The sequence below is a fragment of the Pseudomonas mangrovi genome (assembly GCF_003052585.1).
GTDB classification, from domain to species: Bacteria; Pseudomonadota; Gammaproteobacteria; order Pseudomonadales; family Pseudomonadaceae; genus Aquipseudomonas; species Aquipseudomonas mangrovi.
In genome coordinates this window covers 32830-49282 of record NZ_QASN01000019.1, presented here as the reverse complement: position 1 = coordinate 49282, position 16453 = coordinate 32830, and the positions used below count along the sequence as shown (strand labels likewise).

13 protein-coding genes are annotated in these 16453 nt (G+C 63.3%); 6 read left to right on the top strand and 7 right to left on the bottom strand.

Going from position 1 to position 16453, the window contains the following annotated elements; genetic code table 11:
- Positions 1–18: 18 nt before the first annotated feature.
- The 6 genes from infB to DBO85_RS11220 all read left to right on the top strand — a co-directional run bounded on the left by infB (position 19) and on the right by DBO85_RS11220 (position 7323).
- Positions 19–2520: a translation initiation factor IF-2 gene (infB, locus tag DBO85_RS11245; protein ID WP_108107376.1), complete on the top strand. Its 2502-nt coding sequence runs from the start codon at positions 19–21 to the stop codon at positions 2518–2520.
- Between the two features lie 123 nt (positions 2521–2643).
- Positions 2644–3033 carry a 30S ribosome-binding factor RbfA gene (gene rbfA, locus DBO85_RS11240; RefSeq protein ID WP_108107375.1) on the top strand — a complete coding sequence of 130 codons (390 nt, stop codon included), beginning with the start codon at positions 2644–2646 and terminating at the stop codon, positions 3031–3033.
- Between the two features lie 3 nt (positions 3034–3036).
- A complete protein-coding gene (gene truB / locus DBO85_RS11235; protein ID WP_108107374.1) occupies positions 3037–3957 on the top strand; it encodes a tRNA pseudouridine(55) synthase TruB in 921 nt (306 codons plus the stop codon).
- A 154-nt stretch (positions 3958–4111) separates the two neighbouring features.
- Positions 4112–4381 carry a 30S ribosomal protein S15 gene (gene rpsO, locus DBO85_RS11230; protein WP_108107373.1) on the top strand — a complete coding sequence of 90 codons (270 nt, stop codon included), beginning with the start codon at positions 4112–4114 and terminating at the stop codon, positions 4379–4381.
- Positions 4382–4551: 170 nt separating this feature from the next.
- The gene (gene pnp / locus DBO85_RS11225) at positions 4552–6657 is read left to right on the top strand and encodes a polyribonucleotide nucleotidyltransferase (protein WP_108107372.1); all 2106 of its coding nucleotides are present in this window, start codon (positions 4552–4554) and stop codon (positions 6655–6657) included.
- Positions 6658–6945: 288 nt separating this feature from the next.
- Positions 6946–7323 carry a BON domain-containing protein gene (locus tag DBO85_RS11220; RefSeq protein WP_108107371.1) on the top strand — a complete coding sequence of 126 codons (378 nt, stop codon included), beginning with the start codon at positions 6946–6948 and terminating at the stop codon, positions 7321–7323.
- Positions 7324–7458: 135 nt separating this feature from the next.
- Here DBO85_RS11220 and DBO85_RS11215 read toward each other — a convergent pair whose 3' ends face one another.
- The 7 genes from DBO85_RS11215 to acs all read right to left on the bottom strand — a co-directional run bounded on the left by DBO85_RS11215 (position 7459) and on the right by acs (position 16394).
- Positions 7459–7761 (bottom strand): DUF2845 domain-containing protein, encoded by a 303-nt coding sequence (locus tag DBO85_RS11215; protein WP_108107370.1) that lies wholly within the window; start codon positions 7759–7761, stop codon positions 7459–7461.
- 77 nt (positions 7762–7838) lie between these two features.
- Positions 7839–8129: a DUF2845 domain-containing protein gene (locus DBO85_RS11210; RefSeq protein WP_108107369.1), complete on the bottom strand. Its 291-nt coding sequence runs from the start codon at positions 8127–8129 to the stop codon at positions 7839–7841.
- Positions 8130–8136: 7 nt separating this feature from the next.
- Positions 8137–11010, bottom strand: coding sequence for a DUF748 domain-containing protein (locus tag DBO85_RS11205; protein WP_108107368.1), 2874 nt, complete (start codon positions 11008–11010; stop codon positions 8137–8139).
- A 77-nt stretch (positions 11011–11087) separates the two neighbouring features.
- On the bottom strand, positions 11088–12104 hold the full coding sequence (locus tag DBO85_RS11200; protein WP_108107367.1) for a class I SAM-dependent rRNA methyltransferase: 1017 nt from the start codon (positions 12102–12104) through the stop codon (positions 11088–11090).
- 167 nt (positions 12105–12271) lie between these two features.
- Positions 12272–13450, bottom strand: a complete 1179-nt coding sequence (locus tag DBO85_RS11195; RefSeq protein WP_108107366.1) for an acetyl-CoA C-acetyltransferase — start codon at positions 13448–13450, stop codon at positions 12272–12274.
- An 88-nt stretch (positions 13451–13538) separates the two neighbouring features.
- The gene (locus tag DBO85_RS11190) at positions 13539–14414 is read right to left on the bottom strand and encodes an oxygenase MpaB family protein (RefSeq protein WP_108107365.1); all 876 of its coding nucleotides are present in this window, start codon (positions 14412–14414) and stop codon (positions 13539–13541) included.
- Between the two features lie 42 nt (positions 14415–14456).
- Positions 14457–16394, bottom strand: coding sequence for an acetate--CoA ligase (gene acs / locus DBO85_RS11185; RefSeq protein WP_108107364.1), 1938 nt, complete (start codon positions 16392–16394; stop codon positions 14457–14459).
- Positions 16395–16453: the final 59 nt, after the last annotated feature.

Below are 16453 nucleotides of genomic sequence, written 5' to 3'. Positions count from 1 at the left end.
GCCTGAGGAGAGAAATGCATGACGCAAGTCACGGTCAAAGAACTGGCCCAAGTGGTCGCTACACCAGTGGAGCGCCTGCTGCAGCAGATGCGTGAGGCGGGCTTGCCGCACACCAGCGCCGAGCAAGTCGTTACCGATGTAGAGAAGCAGGCCCTGCTGGCGCATCTCAAGAGCAGCCACGGTGCCAAAGCCGAAGAGCCGCGCAAGATCACCTTGCAGCGCAAGACCACCAGCACCCTGCGAGTGGCCGGCAGCAAGACCATCAGCGTGGAAGTGCGCAAGAAGAAGACCTTCGTCAAGCGCAGCCCGGAAGAGATCGAGGCCGAGCAGAAGCGTGAGGCCGAGGAGCGTCGTGCCGAAGAAGAAGCCGTACGTCTGAAGGCCGAAGCCGAGGCGCGCGAGCGTGCCGAGGCAGAAGCGCGTCGTCAGGCCGAAGCAGTCAAGTCGGGTGCCGATGCCAGTCTGGTCGCAGCCGTTACTGCCGAGCCGGTCATTGCCGAGGTGCCGGTTGTCGATGCGGCGGCCGAGCGCAAGAAGGAAGAAGTGCGTCGTCAGGAGAAGGCACGCAGCGACGAGGACGAGCGCCGTGATCGCAAGCATGCCCAGCACCGTCCTTCCCTGAAGGAGAAGGAAAAGGCGCCCGCTCCGCGTGTTGCTCCGCGCAGCACCGATGAAGAAAGCGACGGATTCCGCCGTGGCGGCCGTGGCGGCAAAGCCAAGCTCAAGAAGCGCAACCAGCATGGCTTCCAGAACCCGACGGGGCCCATCGTGCGCGAAGTAGCCATTGGCGAAACCATTACCGTTTCCGAGCTGGCACAGCAGATGGCTGTCAAGGGCGCGGAAATCGTCAAGTTCATGTTCAAGATGGGCACCCCGGTGACCATCAACCAGGTGCTGGATCAGGAAACTGCCCAGCTGGTTGCCGAAGAGTTTGGCCACAAGGTCAAACTGGTCAGCGACAACGCCCTGGAAGAGCAGCTGGCCGAGTCGCTCAAGTTCGAAGGTGAGTCGTTCCATCGTGCGCCAGTAGTGACCGTGATGGGTCACGTCGACCATGGCAAGACCTCGCTGCTCGACTACATTCGTCGTGCCAAGGTCGCATCCGGTGAGGCGGGTGGCATCACCCAGCACATCGGCGCCTATCACGTGGAAACCGACCGCGGCATGGTCACCTTCCTCGATACCCCCGGTCACGCGGCGTTCACCCAGATGCGTGCACGTGGTGCCAAGGCCACCGATATCGTGATCCTGGTGGTTGCGGCGGACGACGGCGTGATGCCGCAGACTCAGGAAGCGGTGCAGCATGCCAAGGCTGCCGGCGTTCCGATCGTGGTCGCGGTGAACAAGATGGACAAGCCGGAAGCCAATCCGGACAACATCAAGAACGGTCTCGCCGCACTGGACGTGATTCCGGAAGAGTGGGGCGGCGACGCACCCTTCGTCCCGGTTTCCGCCAAGGCCGGTACCGGTATCGACGAGCTGCTCGAAGCGGTCCTGCTGCAGGCCGAGGTTCTCGAGCTCAAGGCAACACCGTCGGCTCCCGGTCGTGGTGTGGTGGTCGAATCGCGTCTCGACAAGGGTCGCGGCCCGGTGGCTACCGTGCTGGTCCAGGACGGTACCCTGCGTCAGGGCGACATGGTTCTGGTCGGCGTCAACTACGGCCGCGTGCGCGCCATGCTCGACGAGAACGGCAAGTCGATCAAGGAAGCCGGTCCTTCTATCCCGGTCGAGATCCTCGGCCTGGACGGCACGCCGGATGCCGGCGACGAGATGATGGTGGTTGCCGACGAGAAGAAGGCGCGTGAAGTCGCGCTGTTCCGTCAGGGCAAGTTCCGCGAGGTCAAGCTGGCTCGTGCGCATGCCGGCAAGCTGGAAAACATCTTCGAGACCATGGGTCAGGAAGAGAAGAAGACCCTCAACATCGTCCTCAAGTCCGATGTGCGTGGCTCTCTGGAGGCCTTGCAGGGTTCGCTCAGCGGCCTGGGCAACGATGAAGTGCAGGTTCGTGTGGTCGGTGGCGGCGTCGGTGGTATCACCGAGTCGGACGCCAACCTTGCGCTGGCTTCGAACGCCGTTCTGTTCGGCTTCAACGTCCGTGCCGACGCGGGTGCGCGCAAGATCGTCGAGGCCGAAGGCCTGGACATGCGCTACTACAACGTCATCTACGACATCATCGAAGACGTGAAGAAGGCGCTGACCGGCATGCTCGGCAGCGATGTTCGCGAGAACATCCTTGGCATCGCCGAAGTGCGTGACGTGTTCCGTTCGCCGAAGTTTGGTGCGGTGGCGGGCTGCATGGTGGTCGAGGGCGTCGTCTATCGCAACCGTCCGATCCGCGTACTGCGTGAGGACGTGGTGATCTTCGAAGGCGAGCTCGAATCGCTGCGTCGCTTCAAGGACGATGTCGCCGAAGTGCGTAACGGCATGGAGTGCGGTATCGGCGTGAAGAGCTACAACGACGTCAAGGTCGGCGACAAGATCGAGGTGTTCGAGAAGGTCCAGGTTGCTCGTTCGCTCTGACGATCGGTAGCAAGCCTCAAGCGGCAAGCTTCAGGAGGTGGCCTGGTCCACCGAGTGGGCTTGCCGTTTGGTTTTACGGCGAAAGTTTCATGCAGCTGCAGTTGGCAGCTGGAGATAGGGTTTATGGCCAAAGAATACAGTCGCACCCAGCGCATCGGTGACCAGATGCAGCGCGAGCTTGCGCAGCTGATCCAGCGTGAGGTCAAGGATCCGCGTCTGGGTCTGGTGACCATCACTGCGGTGGATGTAAGCCGGGATCTCTCGCACGCCAAGGTATTCATTACCGTCATGGGGCGGGAGAACGAAGAGGGCGTGGTCGAGCAGAGCGTCAAGGTGCTCAAGGATGCCGCAGGCTTTCTGCGCATGCTGCTGGGCAAGGCGATGAAGCTGCGCACCGTGCCCACGCTGCACTTCGTCTATGACGCGAGTGTGCGCCGCGGTACCGATCTGTCGGCGCTGATCGAGCGTGCGGTGGCGGAAGATCGCAGCAAGTCTGCCGGCAGCGAGGAGTAGCAGGTGGTTCAGGTCAAACGTGTCCGGCGCAATGTGAGTGGGATCATCCTGCTCGACAAGCCGCGTGGTTTCACCTCCAACGCCGCCCTGCAGAAGGTGCGCTGGCTACTCAATGCGGAGAAGGCCGGGCATACCGGCAGCCTCGACCCGCTGGCGACCGGCGTGTTGCCGCTGTGCTTCGGTGAGGCGACCAAGTTCTCCCAGTACCTGCTGGATGCCGACAAGGGTTACGAAGCGCTGATGCAGCTGGGTGTGACCACCACCACGGCGGATGCCGAGGGTGAGGTACTGCAGCGGCGCGAGGTCAAGGTCAGTGCTGCCGATATCGAGGCGGCGCTACCGCGCTTTCGTGGCCAGATCGAGCAGATACCTCCGATGTACTCTGCGTTGAAGCGTGATGGCCAGCCGCTCTACAAGCTGGCGCGGGCCGGTGAAGTAGTGGAGCGCGAGGCGCGTTCTGTTACTATTGCGCGCTTGGAACTGCTCGGGCTGGAAGGCGAGCAGGCGCGGATCGCGGTGGCCTGCAGCAAGGGCACCTACATTCGCACCCTGGTCGAAGACCTGGGCGAGGTTCTGGGTTGTGGTGCGCATGTGATCGAGCTGCGCCGAACCCAGGCCGGTCCCTTCGATCTGGCGCAGACGGTGACCCTCGAAGAGTTGGAGGCGGCGCACGAGCAAGGTGGCAACGAGGCAATTGATCGCTTCCTGCTACCTTCGGACAGCGGCCTGCAGCATTGGCCACTACTGCAGTTTTCCGAACACAGTGCCTACTACTGGCTGCACGGCCAGCCGGTACGCGCACCGGAAGCGCCAAAGTTCGGCATGGTTCGGGTACAGGATCACAATGGTCGCTTCATCGGTATCGGTGAAGTGAGCGAAGACGGGCGCATCGCGCCGCGTCGATTGATTGCAACCAGCGCCTAGCGCTGAAAACGGGCCTCGGCTCGTGATTGATTCGGTCGCGAGACCGAAGCCGGTTCGCTGCGGTGAGCCGGTGAGGGTGGCTGTCAACAGGCACGGTCATGCCTCTTATACAAACACGGGAAATGTCCCGGCCTGTTCACTCAAGGAGCCCATCATGGCACTGAGCGTTGAAGAAAAAGCCCAGATCGTTAACGAGTACAAGCAAGCTGAAGGCGATACCGGTTCTCCGGAAGTGCAGGTTGCCCTGCTGACCGCCAACATCAACAAGCTGCAAGGTCACTTCAAGATCAACGGCAAGGACCACCACTCCCGTCGTGGTCTGATCCGCATGGTCAACCAGCGCCGCAAGCTGCTGGATTACCTGAAGGGTAAGGACACCACTCGTTACAGCACCCTGATCGGTCGTCTGGGTCTGCGTCGTTAAGACGTAGCAGAGCTGGAAGTCGGAAGCTGGGAGTTTGAAGTTGCAGGATCGGGGCTAGCCCCGGCCGCCAGCTTCGGGCTTCCAGCTTTTTGGCTTTCGAGGGGACTGCGGGTCCGACTCCCGTTTTCTCTTCAGATTTCCCCAAAGGCAACATAGAGAAGGAAGACACCGTGAACCCGGTAATCAAGAAATTCCAATTCGGTCAGTCGACCGTCACCCTCGAGACAGGCCGTATCGCCCGTCAGGCCTCCGGCGCCGTGCTGGTCACCGTTGACAACGACGTGACCGTGCTGGTCGCAGTCACCGGTGCCAAGTCCGCCGACCCGAGCAAGGGCTTTTTCCCGCTGTCGGTCCACTACCAGGAAAAAACCTACGCTGCCGGCAAGATTCCCGGCGGCTTCTTCAAGCGCGAGGCGCGTCCTTCCGAGAAGGAAACCCTGACCTCGCGCCTGATCGATCGGCCGATCCGCCCGCTGTTCCCGGAAGGCTTCCAGAATGAAGTGCAGGTCATCTGCACCGTCGTCTCCACCAGCAAGAAGACCGATCCGGACATCGCTGCGATGATCGGTACCTCGGCGGCCCTGGCCATCTCCGGCATCCCGTTCAACGGTCCGATCGGTGCCGCGCGCGTCGCCTTCCACCCGGAAACCGGCTACCTGCTGAACCCGACCTACGAGCAGCTCAAGGCCTCCAGCCTGGACATGGTCGTGGCCGGCACCAAAGACGCCGTGCTGATGGTTGAATCCGAAGCCAAAGAGCTGACCGAAGACCAGATGCTCGGCGCCGTACTCTTCGCCCACGACGAGTTCCAGGCCGTGATTCAGGCCGTTACCGAGCTGGCGGCCGAAGCGGCCAAGCCGACCTGGGACTGGCAGCCGAAAGCGGAAAACACCGCCCTGCTGTCGGCCATCCGCAGCGAGTTCGGCGAAGCCATCTCCCAGGCCTACACCATCACCATCAAGCAGGACCGCTATGCGCGCCTCGGCGAGCTGAAGGACCAGGTGGTTGCCAAGTTCTCCGGTGAGGAAGGCCAGCCGTCCGCAGGCGAGGTCAAGGATGCCTTCGGCGAGATCGAATACCGCACCGTGCGCGAGAACATCGTCAACGGCAAGCCGCGTATCGACGGCCGCGACACCCGTACCGTTCGCGGTCTGAACATCGAAGTCGGCGTGCTCGACAAGACCCACGGCTCGGCACTGTTCACCCGTGGCGAAACCCAAGCGCTGGTGGTTGCCACCCTCGGCACCGCCCGTGACGCGCAACTGCTCGATACCCTCGAAGGCGAGAAGAAAGACCCCTTCATGCTGCACTACAACTTCCCGCCCTATTCGGTCGGTGAGTGTGGTCGCATGGGCGCTACCGGTCGCCGCGAAATCGGCCACGGCCGTCTGGCCCGCCGCTCCGTTGCCGCCATGCTGCCGAGCGCCGACGAGTTCCCCTACACCATCCGCGTGGTTTCGGAGATCACCGAGTCCAACGGTTCCAGCTCCATGGCGTCGGTCTGTGGTGCCTCGCTGGCCCTGATGGACGCCGGTGTGCCGATGAAGGCGCCGGTCGCCGGTATCGCCATGGGCCTGGTCAAGGAAGGCGACAAGTTTGCCGTCCTGACCGACATCCTCGGGGACGAAGATCATCTGGGCGACATGGACTTCAAGGTGGCCGGTACCGCCAAGGGCGTCACCGCGCTGCAGATGGACATCAAGATCCAGGGCATCACCGAAGAGATCATGGAGCAGGCGCTGGAGCAGGCGCTGGAAGCTCGCCTGAACATCCTCGGCCAGATGAACCAGGTCATCTCCCAGTCGCGCAGCGAGCTGTCGGCCAATGCGCCGACCATGATTGCGATGAAGATCGACCAGGACAAGATCCGCGACGTGATCGGCAAGGGTGGCGCGACCATCCGTGGTATCTGCGAAGAGACCAAGGCCTCCATCGACATCGAAGATGATGGCTCGATCAAGATCTTCGGCGAGACCAAGGAAGCGGCCGAAGCGGCCAGGCAGCGCGTGCTGGGCATTACTGCCGAAGCCGAGATCGGCAAGATCTATGTCGGTCGCGTCGAGCGCATCGTCGACTTCGGCGCTTTCGTCAACATCCTGCCGGGCAAGGATGGTCTGGTGCACATCTCGATGCTGAGCGATCAGCGTGTCGAGAAAGTCACCGACATCCTCAAGGAAGGCCAGGAAGTGAAGGTGCTGGTTCTGGACGTGGACAACCGCGGCCGTATCAAGCTGTCGATCAAGGATGTCGCGGCGGCGGAAGCCTCCGGCGTCTGAGTCGAGCAGTCATGAGAAAGGGCCCTTCGGGGCCCTTTTTCGTTGCCTATCCAGATCGTCGCCGTCGCAGCAGAATCCCTCCTGATTCTTCAGAGCGTTTTCATGCAGTTTGCATGTTGCGATGGGCGCGACGTGCAATGTGCAAGACAAGCGGTCTTCGGGTTGTCAGTTTAAGTGTTTGAAAAATAACAGTTATTTGCATTGTAAAAAGCTGGCACGGGGTCTGCAATAGTCCTGTTACTGCAGCGCTGCATGGCTGCGGACATCCAGAAAAACAGGAGAATGACCATGACCACCGTATTCAATAAGAAATGGACCCTTGCCGCCCTGGCTGCTTCCGCCCTGAGCCTTTCCGTCAGCCAGGTTGCTCTGGCCGAGAATACTGCCCAGCAAGCTACCTCCGCGCCGCTGATGCTGGCGGGTGACAAGATGGACAAGGCTGGAGATGCCGTTTCCGATACCTGGATCACCAGCAAGGTGAAGTCCAGCTTCCTGGCCGATGACAGCATCAGCGGCCTGGACATCAAGGTAGAAACCAATCAGGGCGTGGTATCGCTGTCCGGCGTAGTGCCCAGCGATGCCGAGCGTGACCTGGCCGTCGAGAAGGCCCGCGCCATCGAAGGCGTTCGTGACGTCTCGGCCGATGGCCTGAAATCTAGCGAGTAAGTTTCGCGGATTCAACCGAGCCCGCACGGCGCAAGCCGTGCGGGCTTTCTTCATGTGTGCCGGGGCAATCCGCAAGGCTGGTTGCCGGTCTCGACAGTTGTCACCAGGGCGGCGACTCGCCATCACGCGTCCTGCTCAGTTGCCGCGCTTGCTCTGGATCCGTGTCAGGCGATTGCCTTCGAAGCGCAGGAACTGGTACATGCCGTTGCGTGGGCCGTAAGTCCATTCCTCCACCGCGACCTCATTGAAGAAACCCCATTCATCCTGGCGTTCGCGGTAGCCAAGAAAGTCACGCGTTACCGGCTCGCCACACTTGCTCGCCACCACCGCTGCCGGATCTCCCAGGCTGACCAGGTCGCTGCCGCAGCGTAGTGTCGAGGCCGCCTGGAGTTGCCAGGGCAGGCTGCATAGCACGAGAGCGCAGGCGAGTCGGGTCATGCTGAAATCTCCTGGCTGCCAAGGCGGACACTCGGCAGTACCTGTCGGGGAAGTGATCGAGGCAGCTCGGCTGAAAATCAGTTGGCGCGCTGGGTCTCGATACGGACCAGACGATTGCCTTCGAAGGTGAGGATGCTGAGCATGCCGTTGCGCGGTCCATAGATCCACTCGTCGACGCGCAGTTCACGGCGATCATAGCCGCCCAGCAGGTAGCCGACCTCATCGCGCTGGTCTGGCTCGCCGCACTTGCGCAGCACCTCGAAGGCTCGATCGCCGACCGAGACCAGCGTGCTGCCGCAGCGCATGGTGTCAGCGTTCGCACCCAGGCTGGTCATCAGTAGTGCCAGACCAGCAAGCCACTTGCTCATCGCAACCTCACTCGGCGCCCAGATGCAGGGTGGTAGAGATACGCCCGTCGGTTTCGGCATCGACCAGCGTCACATCCATCAGATAGACCCGCTCGCTGGCCAGTTGCCCCTGTTCGACCAGGTACTGCTTGATTTCCGCGGCGCGACGCTGCGCCAGTCGGCGAGCAAGCGCCTTGCTGCTGGCCCAGCTGGAAAGCAGCGCACGGCGCATCTGTGCATGGCGTTCGTCGTTGTCGAGTTCGGCCCATTCGGCAGGAGGCTGCTGATTGAGGCGACTGCGATAGATACCCTCGAGCAGAATGTCCTTGTCGCGCGCAGGTACTTCGAGCATGTCCTCGCTGGCCGGGACGCTGTCGCCGCGGCGCTGCAGCATGCGGTAGTAGGTGCTCTGGAATTCCCGCTCCAGACGCATCTGGGCGAGGCTCGGGCCATCGCTGGCCAGAGATGCGCTGCCCTCGATCTCCAGGCGCAGGGTAGGGCGTTCAGTAAGCGCTCTGGCGAGCATGTCCAGCTTTTGGCGTGCGGAGTCGTCCAGGCTTTCTTCGCCGGCGACGAAGTGAACCTGGCTGAGGTCGGTGTCGCCTGCACCGGCCAGCCCGCCGATGAACTTGAACGGCGCCTTGGCGGCGCGTACCACCAGATTGCGCAGCGTCTGCCAGACGATCGGCATCACGCTGAACTGCGGATCATTGAGGTCACCGCTCACCGGCAGGTCGATGTCGATGTTGCCCTGGCTGTCCTTGAGCAGGGCGACCGCCAGGCGTATCGGCAGATCCACTGCGTCCGGGCTGTCGACGCGCTCGCCCAGCTGCAACTGTTCCAGTACCACCTGGTTGCGTGCTTCCAGTCGGCCGCCGTTGATGCGGTAGTGCAGGTCGAGATTGAGGCGGCCCTTGCGAATGCGGTAACCGGCGAACTTGCCGGAGTAGGGCGTCAAGGTGGTCAGCTCGACATGCTTGAAGCGGGTGGCGATGTCGAGCGTCTGCAAGGGGTCAAACGGCGTCAACTCGCCACTGATGCTGACGGGCGCATAGCGATCAACCTTGCCCTTGATATCGACTTTCGCCGACTGCTTGCTGCGATTGTCGAGGGTCCCTATCTCGCCATTGAGCTCCTGCACGGCGGTGGCGAACGCCGGCCGCAGGCTGAAGTCGGCAAAGTGTCCGGAACCGTTGCGGATCTTGATGGCGCCTATGCGCAGCGCCAGGGGCGTGGTGTCGCTGGCGGGCGCGGTGGCGGTCTGCGGCTGTGGCACGAGCAATTCGCTGATGTTGGTGCTGCGATCCTCGTTGATCACGAAGCGGACATAGGGTTGTTCGAATTGCACTGTCTCGATGCCCAGGCTCTTGCCATGCCGGTAGGCAATGCCCTCCAGGGCCAGGCGTGGCCATTTGACGAAGTCGCGCTGGCGCAGGGTATCGAGGGTATGCAGCTGGTTGATGTCGGCACGGCCGTCGACACTCAGGGTCAGTTCCTCGGTCTGGGATGCGATGATCTTCAGTTGGCTGTCGAGCAGTCCACTGCGCAACTCAAGCCGCACGAAGGGCTCCAGATAGGCTTGCGCCAGGCGCAGGTCCACACCTTGGGTCTGCAGGTCCAGCTCGGTGCTGAAGGGCTGCAGCTGAACCGTGCCTCCCGCGTTGAGCGAGCCCTGTTTGCCGAGGCCGGATTTCAGTGTGAGCCCGAAAGGACGCTCGCCGCTGCTGGAGAAGTCTTTCAGGTCCAGGTCAAGTGGCCCGACCAGCAGTTCTACCGGCGAGCGGGGCACGCGATCGGTCAGATGCAGGCGGTAGTCACGCAACTGGGCGTCGGCCAGGACAACCTGCCAGGGTTTCTCCTCGGCCGTCTCCTCATCGCTTTCGGCGACAGGTTGCTCCGGGTTGCGGGGGGTGAGCAGTTTCTGCCAGTCGATTGTGCCGTCCGCTTCACGCGCGGCCCAGGCCTGCAGCTTCTGGCTGCGAACCTGGCCAATGCGCAGTTGTTTCTTGGCCAGATCGAGGGAGCTGTCGCTGATGTCCAGGCGCTCGAGCTGCAACAGAGGCTTGCCATCCGCGTTGATGGCCAAGGGCGCCAGGCTGATCACCAGCTTGTCCAGCGTCAGCTCGGTGCCTTCGTTCAGGCTGAAGCGATAGTCGGTGCTCGCACTGAGTACGCCATCCTGAAGATCGAGTGCTACGGCATCGCGCACATAGGGCCAGATGGCCTTGAGCTGGCCATCCTTGAGGCTGAGCGATCCCCGCGATGCCAGGGGCACCAGGCTGACCTCGCCCTGCCACTCGAGACGACCGCCATTGGGTCCGTTTGCGCTCAGCTGCAGGTCGGCATTGTCCTCGACGAGAGTGCTGAGGTTGTTCAGGGTCAGCTGCAGATCCTGATAGGCGAATTCGATGGCTTCGCTTGGTCGTCGATCATGGAAGCGAAAACGGCCGTCCTCCAAGAGCAGACGTTCCAGTCGCAGAGGGAAAGGCTGCTCGTCTGTCTGCGCTACAGGCTTTGGCTCGGCGGCAGGGCGAAACAGCCGGGACAGGTTGAGCGTGCCGTTCTTGTCCAGCAGTACCTCGACATGCGGCTCGCTCAGTCGCACTTCCTGCAGGATCAATGCACCACGCCAGAGACTTTCCAGCTGCAGGTCGAGATCCAGCTGGCGCAGTGAAACCTGCGGCTGTGCTGCCTCCCCCAGACGGAATCCGTGGATCCGCAACTGCAGGGAGAAGGGATTGAATTCGATGCGTTCGAGCTGGGTAGGCACCAGCGCGCGCTCGGCCAGTTGCTGGCTGGCGATACGCTGGATCATGCCCGGCAGAATCAGAAAGCCGAGCAGGCAGTAGCAGATCAGGGCAAGCGCCAGCACCTTGAGTGCGCGCGTTAGAGCGGTAGGCATGGAAGACTGAACCTGGTCCCTTGGGTGCGTTGGAGTATGGCACGAGCGCCCGGTTCCACGCCGCCCTCAGGCTGCGTTCAAAGTCTCAGGATCAACGTTTTCAGCGGAGGACGACCGTCATTGGAGGGGAAATCTGCGGCAGGGGACAGCTGTTCCCAATCACGCACCGGGCGACCGATCTTGCTGGCGCAGCGCAGGACCTGGTCGCGCCACTCATCCATGGATACCTTTGCCAGGTTGTTGCAGCAGACCAGCACACCATCGTCTGCGGTGGCCAGCAGTGCCGGTTTGAGCAGGCTCTGGTAGTCGCGTGCCAGATCCACGGTGCCGAAGGCGCTGCGCGCCCAGGCAGGCGGATCGAGGAACACCAGATCGAACTGGCGTTGGGCGACACGTGGATAGGACGGCAGCTTCTGGCCGCGCCGCGTGGTGATGGGCAGGCCGGCGAGCTGGCGGATGGCGGGGAAGTAGTCCGATTGCAGGAACTGCATCTTCGGCAATTGCGGATTGAGCTCGCCGTTCTCCTTGCCGACCGCTAGGTTGCCCTCGGCAAAATCCAGATTGAGCACCTCGCCGGCACCACCGGCCGCGGCACAGAGGCCGACCCCGCAGGTGTAGGCGAACAGGTTCAGTACCGAGCGGCCGGTGCTGTTCTGCCTGACCCAGCCGCGGGCGTTGCGCAGGTCGAGGAACAGCAGCGGGTCCTGCCCGGCATGGCGAGCGCGCACCCGATAGGCGAGGCCCCATTCACGTCCGATCAGATCCTCCAGCGCCGCGGCGTCGGCCTGGTAGACGGGGTCGCTGCGGTCGATGCGCGAATTGCCGCCGGAGCGGTCGTTGTAGACCAGTCGCAGGTCCAGCCCGAGGAAGATCTTTACCTGTTCCCAGAGCCTGAGCAGCTCGGCCTGATCGAGCACAGCGTGAAAACTCTGCACCATCAGTTGCTCGCCGTAGCGGTCCAGGGTCAAGCCCGGCGCGCCTTCCTGGCTGCCGTGGAACAGGCGATAACAGTCCGTCCCCTGCTGCTGCAGCTGATCGAACAGGGGGGCGCGACGGTCGAGCGCGGCGTGCAGCGCCTGAGCGAGAGAGGACATTCGCGGGGGTCTCGGAACGGGAGGGCGCAGAGTCTAGCAAGAAAAACGCCGGCGCTTGGCCGGCGTTCTATTACGGTTTGCGGTGGTTTGTGGCGGTATCGAGATGGCCGGTAGTCCGCTCGTTGGGTTTCGCCGTGCTCAGCCCAACCTACGTTCCGCGGTTGATGTTAGCGGGCGATGGCCAGCGCTACGCCCTGGCCGCCGCCGATGCAGAGGGTGGCCAGGCCCTTTTTGGCGTCGCGGCGGATCATTTCGTGCAGCAGGGTGACCAGCACGCGGCAGCCCGAGGCGCCGATCGGGTGGCCCAGGGCGATGGCGCCGCCATTGACGTTGACCTTCTCCGCGCTCCAGCCCAGTTCCTTACCGACGCTCAGCGCCTGGGCGGCGAAGGCTTCGTTGGCCTCGATCAGGTCGAGTTCTTTGAGGCTCCAGCCGGCCTTTTCCAGGCAGCGGCGGGTGGCCGAAACCGGGCCGATACCCATGATTGCCGGGTCCACGCCCGCGTTGGCGTAGGCGGCAATCCGCGCCAGCACCGGCAGCCCCAGTGCCTGGGCCTTGTCAGCGCTCATCAGCAGTACGGCGGCGGCGCCGTCGTTGAGACTGGAAGCGTTGCCTGCGGTGACGCTGCCGTCCTTCTTGAACGCCGGCTTGAGCTTGCCCAGCGATTCGGCCGTGGTGCCGGCGCGTGGCTGCTCGTCGGTGGCGAAGGCGAGCGGGTCGCCCTTGCGCTGCGGGATCAGGATCGGGGTGATCTCGTCGGCGAAGCGGCCGGCTTCGATGGCCGCAACGGCCTTCTGCTGCGAGGCGGCAGCGAAGGCATCCTGTTCCTCGCGGCTGATGCCGTACTTTTCAACCAGGTTCTCGGCGGTAATGCCCATGTGGTAGTCGTTGAAGGCGTCCCACAGGCCATCCTGGATCATGCTGTCGATCAGCTTGCCGTGGCCCATGCGCAGGCCGGTGCGCGCAGCCGGCATGACGTAGGGCGCAAGACTCATGCTCTCCATGCCGCCGGCGATGATGACGTCCGCGTCACCGCAGCGGATCGCCTGGGTCGCCAGGTGCAGCGCCTTGAGGCCCGAGCCGCAGACCTTGTTCAGGGTCATGGCCGGGACTGCGTGCGGTAGGCCCGCGTGGATCGCCGCCTGGCGCGCGGTGTTCTGGCCCGCGCCTGCAGTCAGTACGTGGCCGAGCAGCACTTCATCGACCTGCGTCGCATCGAGGCCGGTCTGCTCGAGCAGGCGACGGATGACTGCTGCGCCCAGTTCCACGGCTGGAACGTTGGCCAGGCTGCCCTGGAAGCTGCCGATGGCGGTGCGGGTGGCGGCGACGATGACGACTTCACGCATGGAATTGACCTCAGGGAGACGAAAAGGAGTCGGCGGGTGACCGGAAGGCTGGCAATGGTCGCATAGTGAGCCGTCGTGAAACAGGTGTTCAGCGCGGAGTCAGCCCCAGACGCCGGTGCGCCAGATGATAGGCGCCGCCACGCACGGCCCAGCGCAAGGTCGGTGCAAGGCTGTGGACCGCTGCATGAATCAGCGTGCCGCGCAGCGGACCGATGCGTTGTCCGAACATGTGCTGGGCCCAGTCGGGCAACAGATCGATGCCGGCATTGAGCAGAAGCCGGCCCACCGGTACGGCCATGGCGCTAGGTGCAGGCGCATGCCGCAGGATCTGCAGTATCTCCAGTGAGCGCTGGTCGCACAGTAGTTGGGGCCGGATTTCCTCCAGGTACGCGGCGATCTCTTCGCGGGATCGCGGGACCTGTTCGGCACCGAGTCGCTCGGCGATCAAGGCGACCTCCGCGTAGTAGCGGTCCTGGTCGACGCCCTTGAGCGGGTCGCGGGCATAGCGCAGATGGGCGGCGAGAAAGCTGGAAACCTCGGCCACGTGGACCCAGGTCAGCAGGGCGGGATCGCTTGCTGCGTAGGGGCGTCCGTCCGGCGCCGTGCCGACGACCTTGAGGTGAACCTTGCGCACCTTGTCGATCAGCCAGTCGGCGTCCTGGCGGGCCGCGAAGGTGGTGCCGGAAATGAACTGGCCGGTGCGCCGTAGTCGGCCGATGAGGTCCTGGCGAAAATTCGAATGATCCCAGACGCCGGCCAGGGCCAGCGGGTGCAGTGCCTGCATCAGCAGCGCGGAAATGCCGCCGATCATCATGCAGGTGAAGTCGCCATGCACCCGCCAGCAGGCTGCCTGGGGGCCGAACAGGCCGGGGTCGCCGGCTGGTCGGGTGAAATCGATCTGGCCCAGAGCAATGGCGCCCAGGCTCAGGACCTGGGCTTCGATATGACGGCGGACGAACTCCACGATGCTCTCCTGGCGGCAGCGGTCGCCCGCAAGGCGCAGATTCTAGCGGTTGAGGCGCTTCTCGATCAGTTCGTCGACCACGCTCGGGTCGGATAGGGTCGAGGTATCACCGAGGCTGTCCAGTTCATTGCAGGCGATCTTGCGCAGGATGCGCCGCATGATCTTGCCGGAACGGGTCTTCGGCAGCCGCGGGGCCCATTGCAGAAAGTCGGGCTTGGCGAAGCTGCCGATCTCCTTGCCGATCAGTGCAATCAGCTCGTTCTTCAGTGCGTCGCTGGGGGCGTGATTGGACATCAGGGTGACGAAGGCGTAGATGCACTGACCCTTGACGTCGTGCGGGCAGCCGACCACCGCCGCTTCGGCAACGTCGTCGTGCAGCACCAGGGCACTTTCCACTTCGGCGGTGCCGATGCGGTGGCCGGAGACGTTGATCACATCATCCACACGGCCGGTGATCCAGTAGTAGCCGTCCTCGTCGCGCCGCGCGCCGTCGCCGGTGAAATAGTAGCCGGGATAGGGTTTGAAATAGGTGTCGATCAGCCGCTGATGATCGCCGTAGACGCTGCGGATCTGGCTTGGCCAGCTGCCCTTGATCGCCAGTACGCCGGATCCGGCACCCTGGATTTCCTTGCCCTGGTCATCCAGCAGCACCGGCTGCACGCCGAAGAACGGCCGGGTCGCCGAGCCGGGCTTGAGCAGCGTGGCGCCGGGCAGTGGACTGATCATGATGGCGCCGGTTTCGGTCTGCCACCAGGTGTCGACGATGGGGCAGCGCGTTTCGCCGACCACGTTGTAGTACCACTCCCAGGCTTCCGGGTTGATCGGCTCGCCCACCGAGCCGAGCAGTCGCAGGCTGCTGCGGCTGGTGCTGCGCACCGCTTCGTCACCTTCGCGCATCAGCGAGCGCAGGGCGGTCGGGGCGGTATAGAAGATGTTCACCTTGTGCTTGTCGACCACCTGCCAGAAGCGCGACGGATCGGGGTAGTTGGGCACGCCTTCGAACATCAGGGTGGTGGCGCCGTTGGCCAGTGGCCCGTAGACGATGTAGCTGTGGCCGGTGACCCAGCCGATGTCGGCGCTGCACCAGTAGATGTCGCCGTCGTGGTAGTCGAACACGTAACGGTGGGTCATCGTTGCCTGCAGCAGGTAGCCGCCGGTGGTGTGCAGCACGCCCTTGGGCTTGCCGGTGCTGCCGGAGGTATAGAGGATGAACAGCGGGTCCTCGGCGTCCATCGGCTCGGGTGGGCAGTCGTCGGACTGCGTTGCCTGGGCCTCGTGGTACCAGATATCGCGGCCGTCGACCCAGTCGATTTCGCCGGCGGTACGCTCGACCACCACCACCGTGGAGACATCCGGGCAGCTCTGCAACGCCTTGTCGACGTTGCTCTTGAGCGGGACGTGCTTGCCGCCACGCACGCCTTCGTCGGCGGTGATGACGGTGCGACAGTCGGCATCGAGAATCCGGTCACGCAGGGCGTCGGGGGAGAAACCGCCGAACACCACCGAGTGGATGGCGCCGATCCGCGCGCAGGCCAGCATCGCGTAGGCAGCCTCGGGAATCATCGGCATGTAGATGCAGACCCGATCACCCTTGCGTACACCGCGCTCGCGCAGCAGGTTGCCCAGTCTGGACACCCGATGATGCAGCTCGCGATAGGTGATGTGGGCCGAGTCGCCGGGGTCGTCGCCTTCCCAGATGATTGCGACCTGCTCGGCACGCTCGGCCAGGTGGCGGTCGACGCAGTTGTGGCTGACGTTCAATTCGCCACCCTTGAACCAGGCGGCGCTGCCGTCGCGGATATCCCCGTCGAAGACCTTGTCCCAGGGCTTGCTCCAGTCGAGAAAATGCTTGGCCTGCTCGCTCCAGAATTCCTCAGGATGGGCGATCGACAGCTTGTAGAGCAGCTCGTAATCCTCGGCCTTGATCAGGGCGCGCTGACGGAAGGCGTCGGGAACGGGGTGGCGGGAAATCTCGAACATGTCGAAGCCCTTCTTGTTGTGATTGTGCGATGCGCAAGGGAGTAGGCGGGACCGATGAC

Excerpts from the sequence above, each read along its gene's own strand:
- acs (WP_108107364.1), bottom strand. The coding sequence starts at position 16,394 with ATGTTCGAGATTTCCCGCCACCCCGTTCCCGACGCCTTCCGTCAGCGC.
- DBO85_RS11220 (WP_108107371.1), top strand. The coding sequence starts at position 6,946 with ATGACCACCGTATTCAATAAGAAATGGACCCTTGCCGCCCTGGCTGCT.
- DBO85_RS11200 (WP_108107367.1), bottom strand. The coding sequence starts at position 12,104 with ATGTCCTCTCTCGCTCAGGCGCTGCACGCCGCGCTCGACCGTCGCGCC.
- DBO85_RS11195 (WP_108107366.1), bottom strand. The coding sequence starts at position 13,450 with ATGCGTGAAGTCGTCATCGTCGCCGCCACCCGCACCGCCATCGGCAGC.
- DBO85_RS11215 (WP_108107370.1), bottom strand. The coding sequence starts at position 7,761 with ATGACCCGACTCGCCTGCGCTCTCGTGCTATGCAGCCTGCCCTGGCAA.
- DBO85_RS11210 (WP_108107369.1), bottom strand. The coding sequence starts at position 8,129 with ATGAGCAAGTGGCTTGCTGGTCTGGCACTACTGATGACCAGCCTGGGT.
- rbfA (WP_108107375.1), top strand. The coding sequence starts at position 2,644 with ATGGCCAAAGAATACAGTCGCACCCAGCGCATCGGTGACCAGATGCAG.
- infB (WP_108107376.1), top strand. The coding sequence starts at position 19 with ATGACGCAAGTCACGGTCAAAGAACTGGCCCAAGTGGTCGCTACACCA.
- DBO85_RS11205 (WP_108107368.1), bottom strand. The coding sequence starts at position 11,010 with ATGCCTACCGCTCTAACGCGCGCACTCAAGGTGCTGGCGCTTGCCCTG.
- rpsO (WP_108107373.1), top strand. The coding sequence starts at position 4,112 with ATGGCACTGAGCGTTGAAGAAAAAGCCCAGATCGTTAACGAGTACAAG.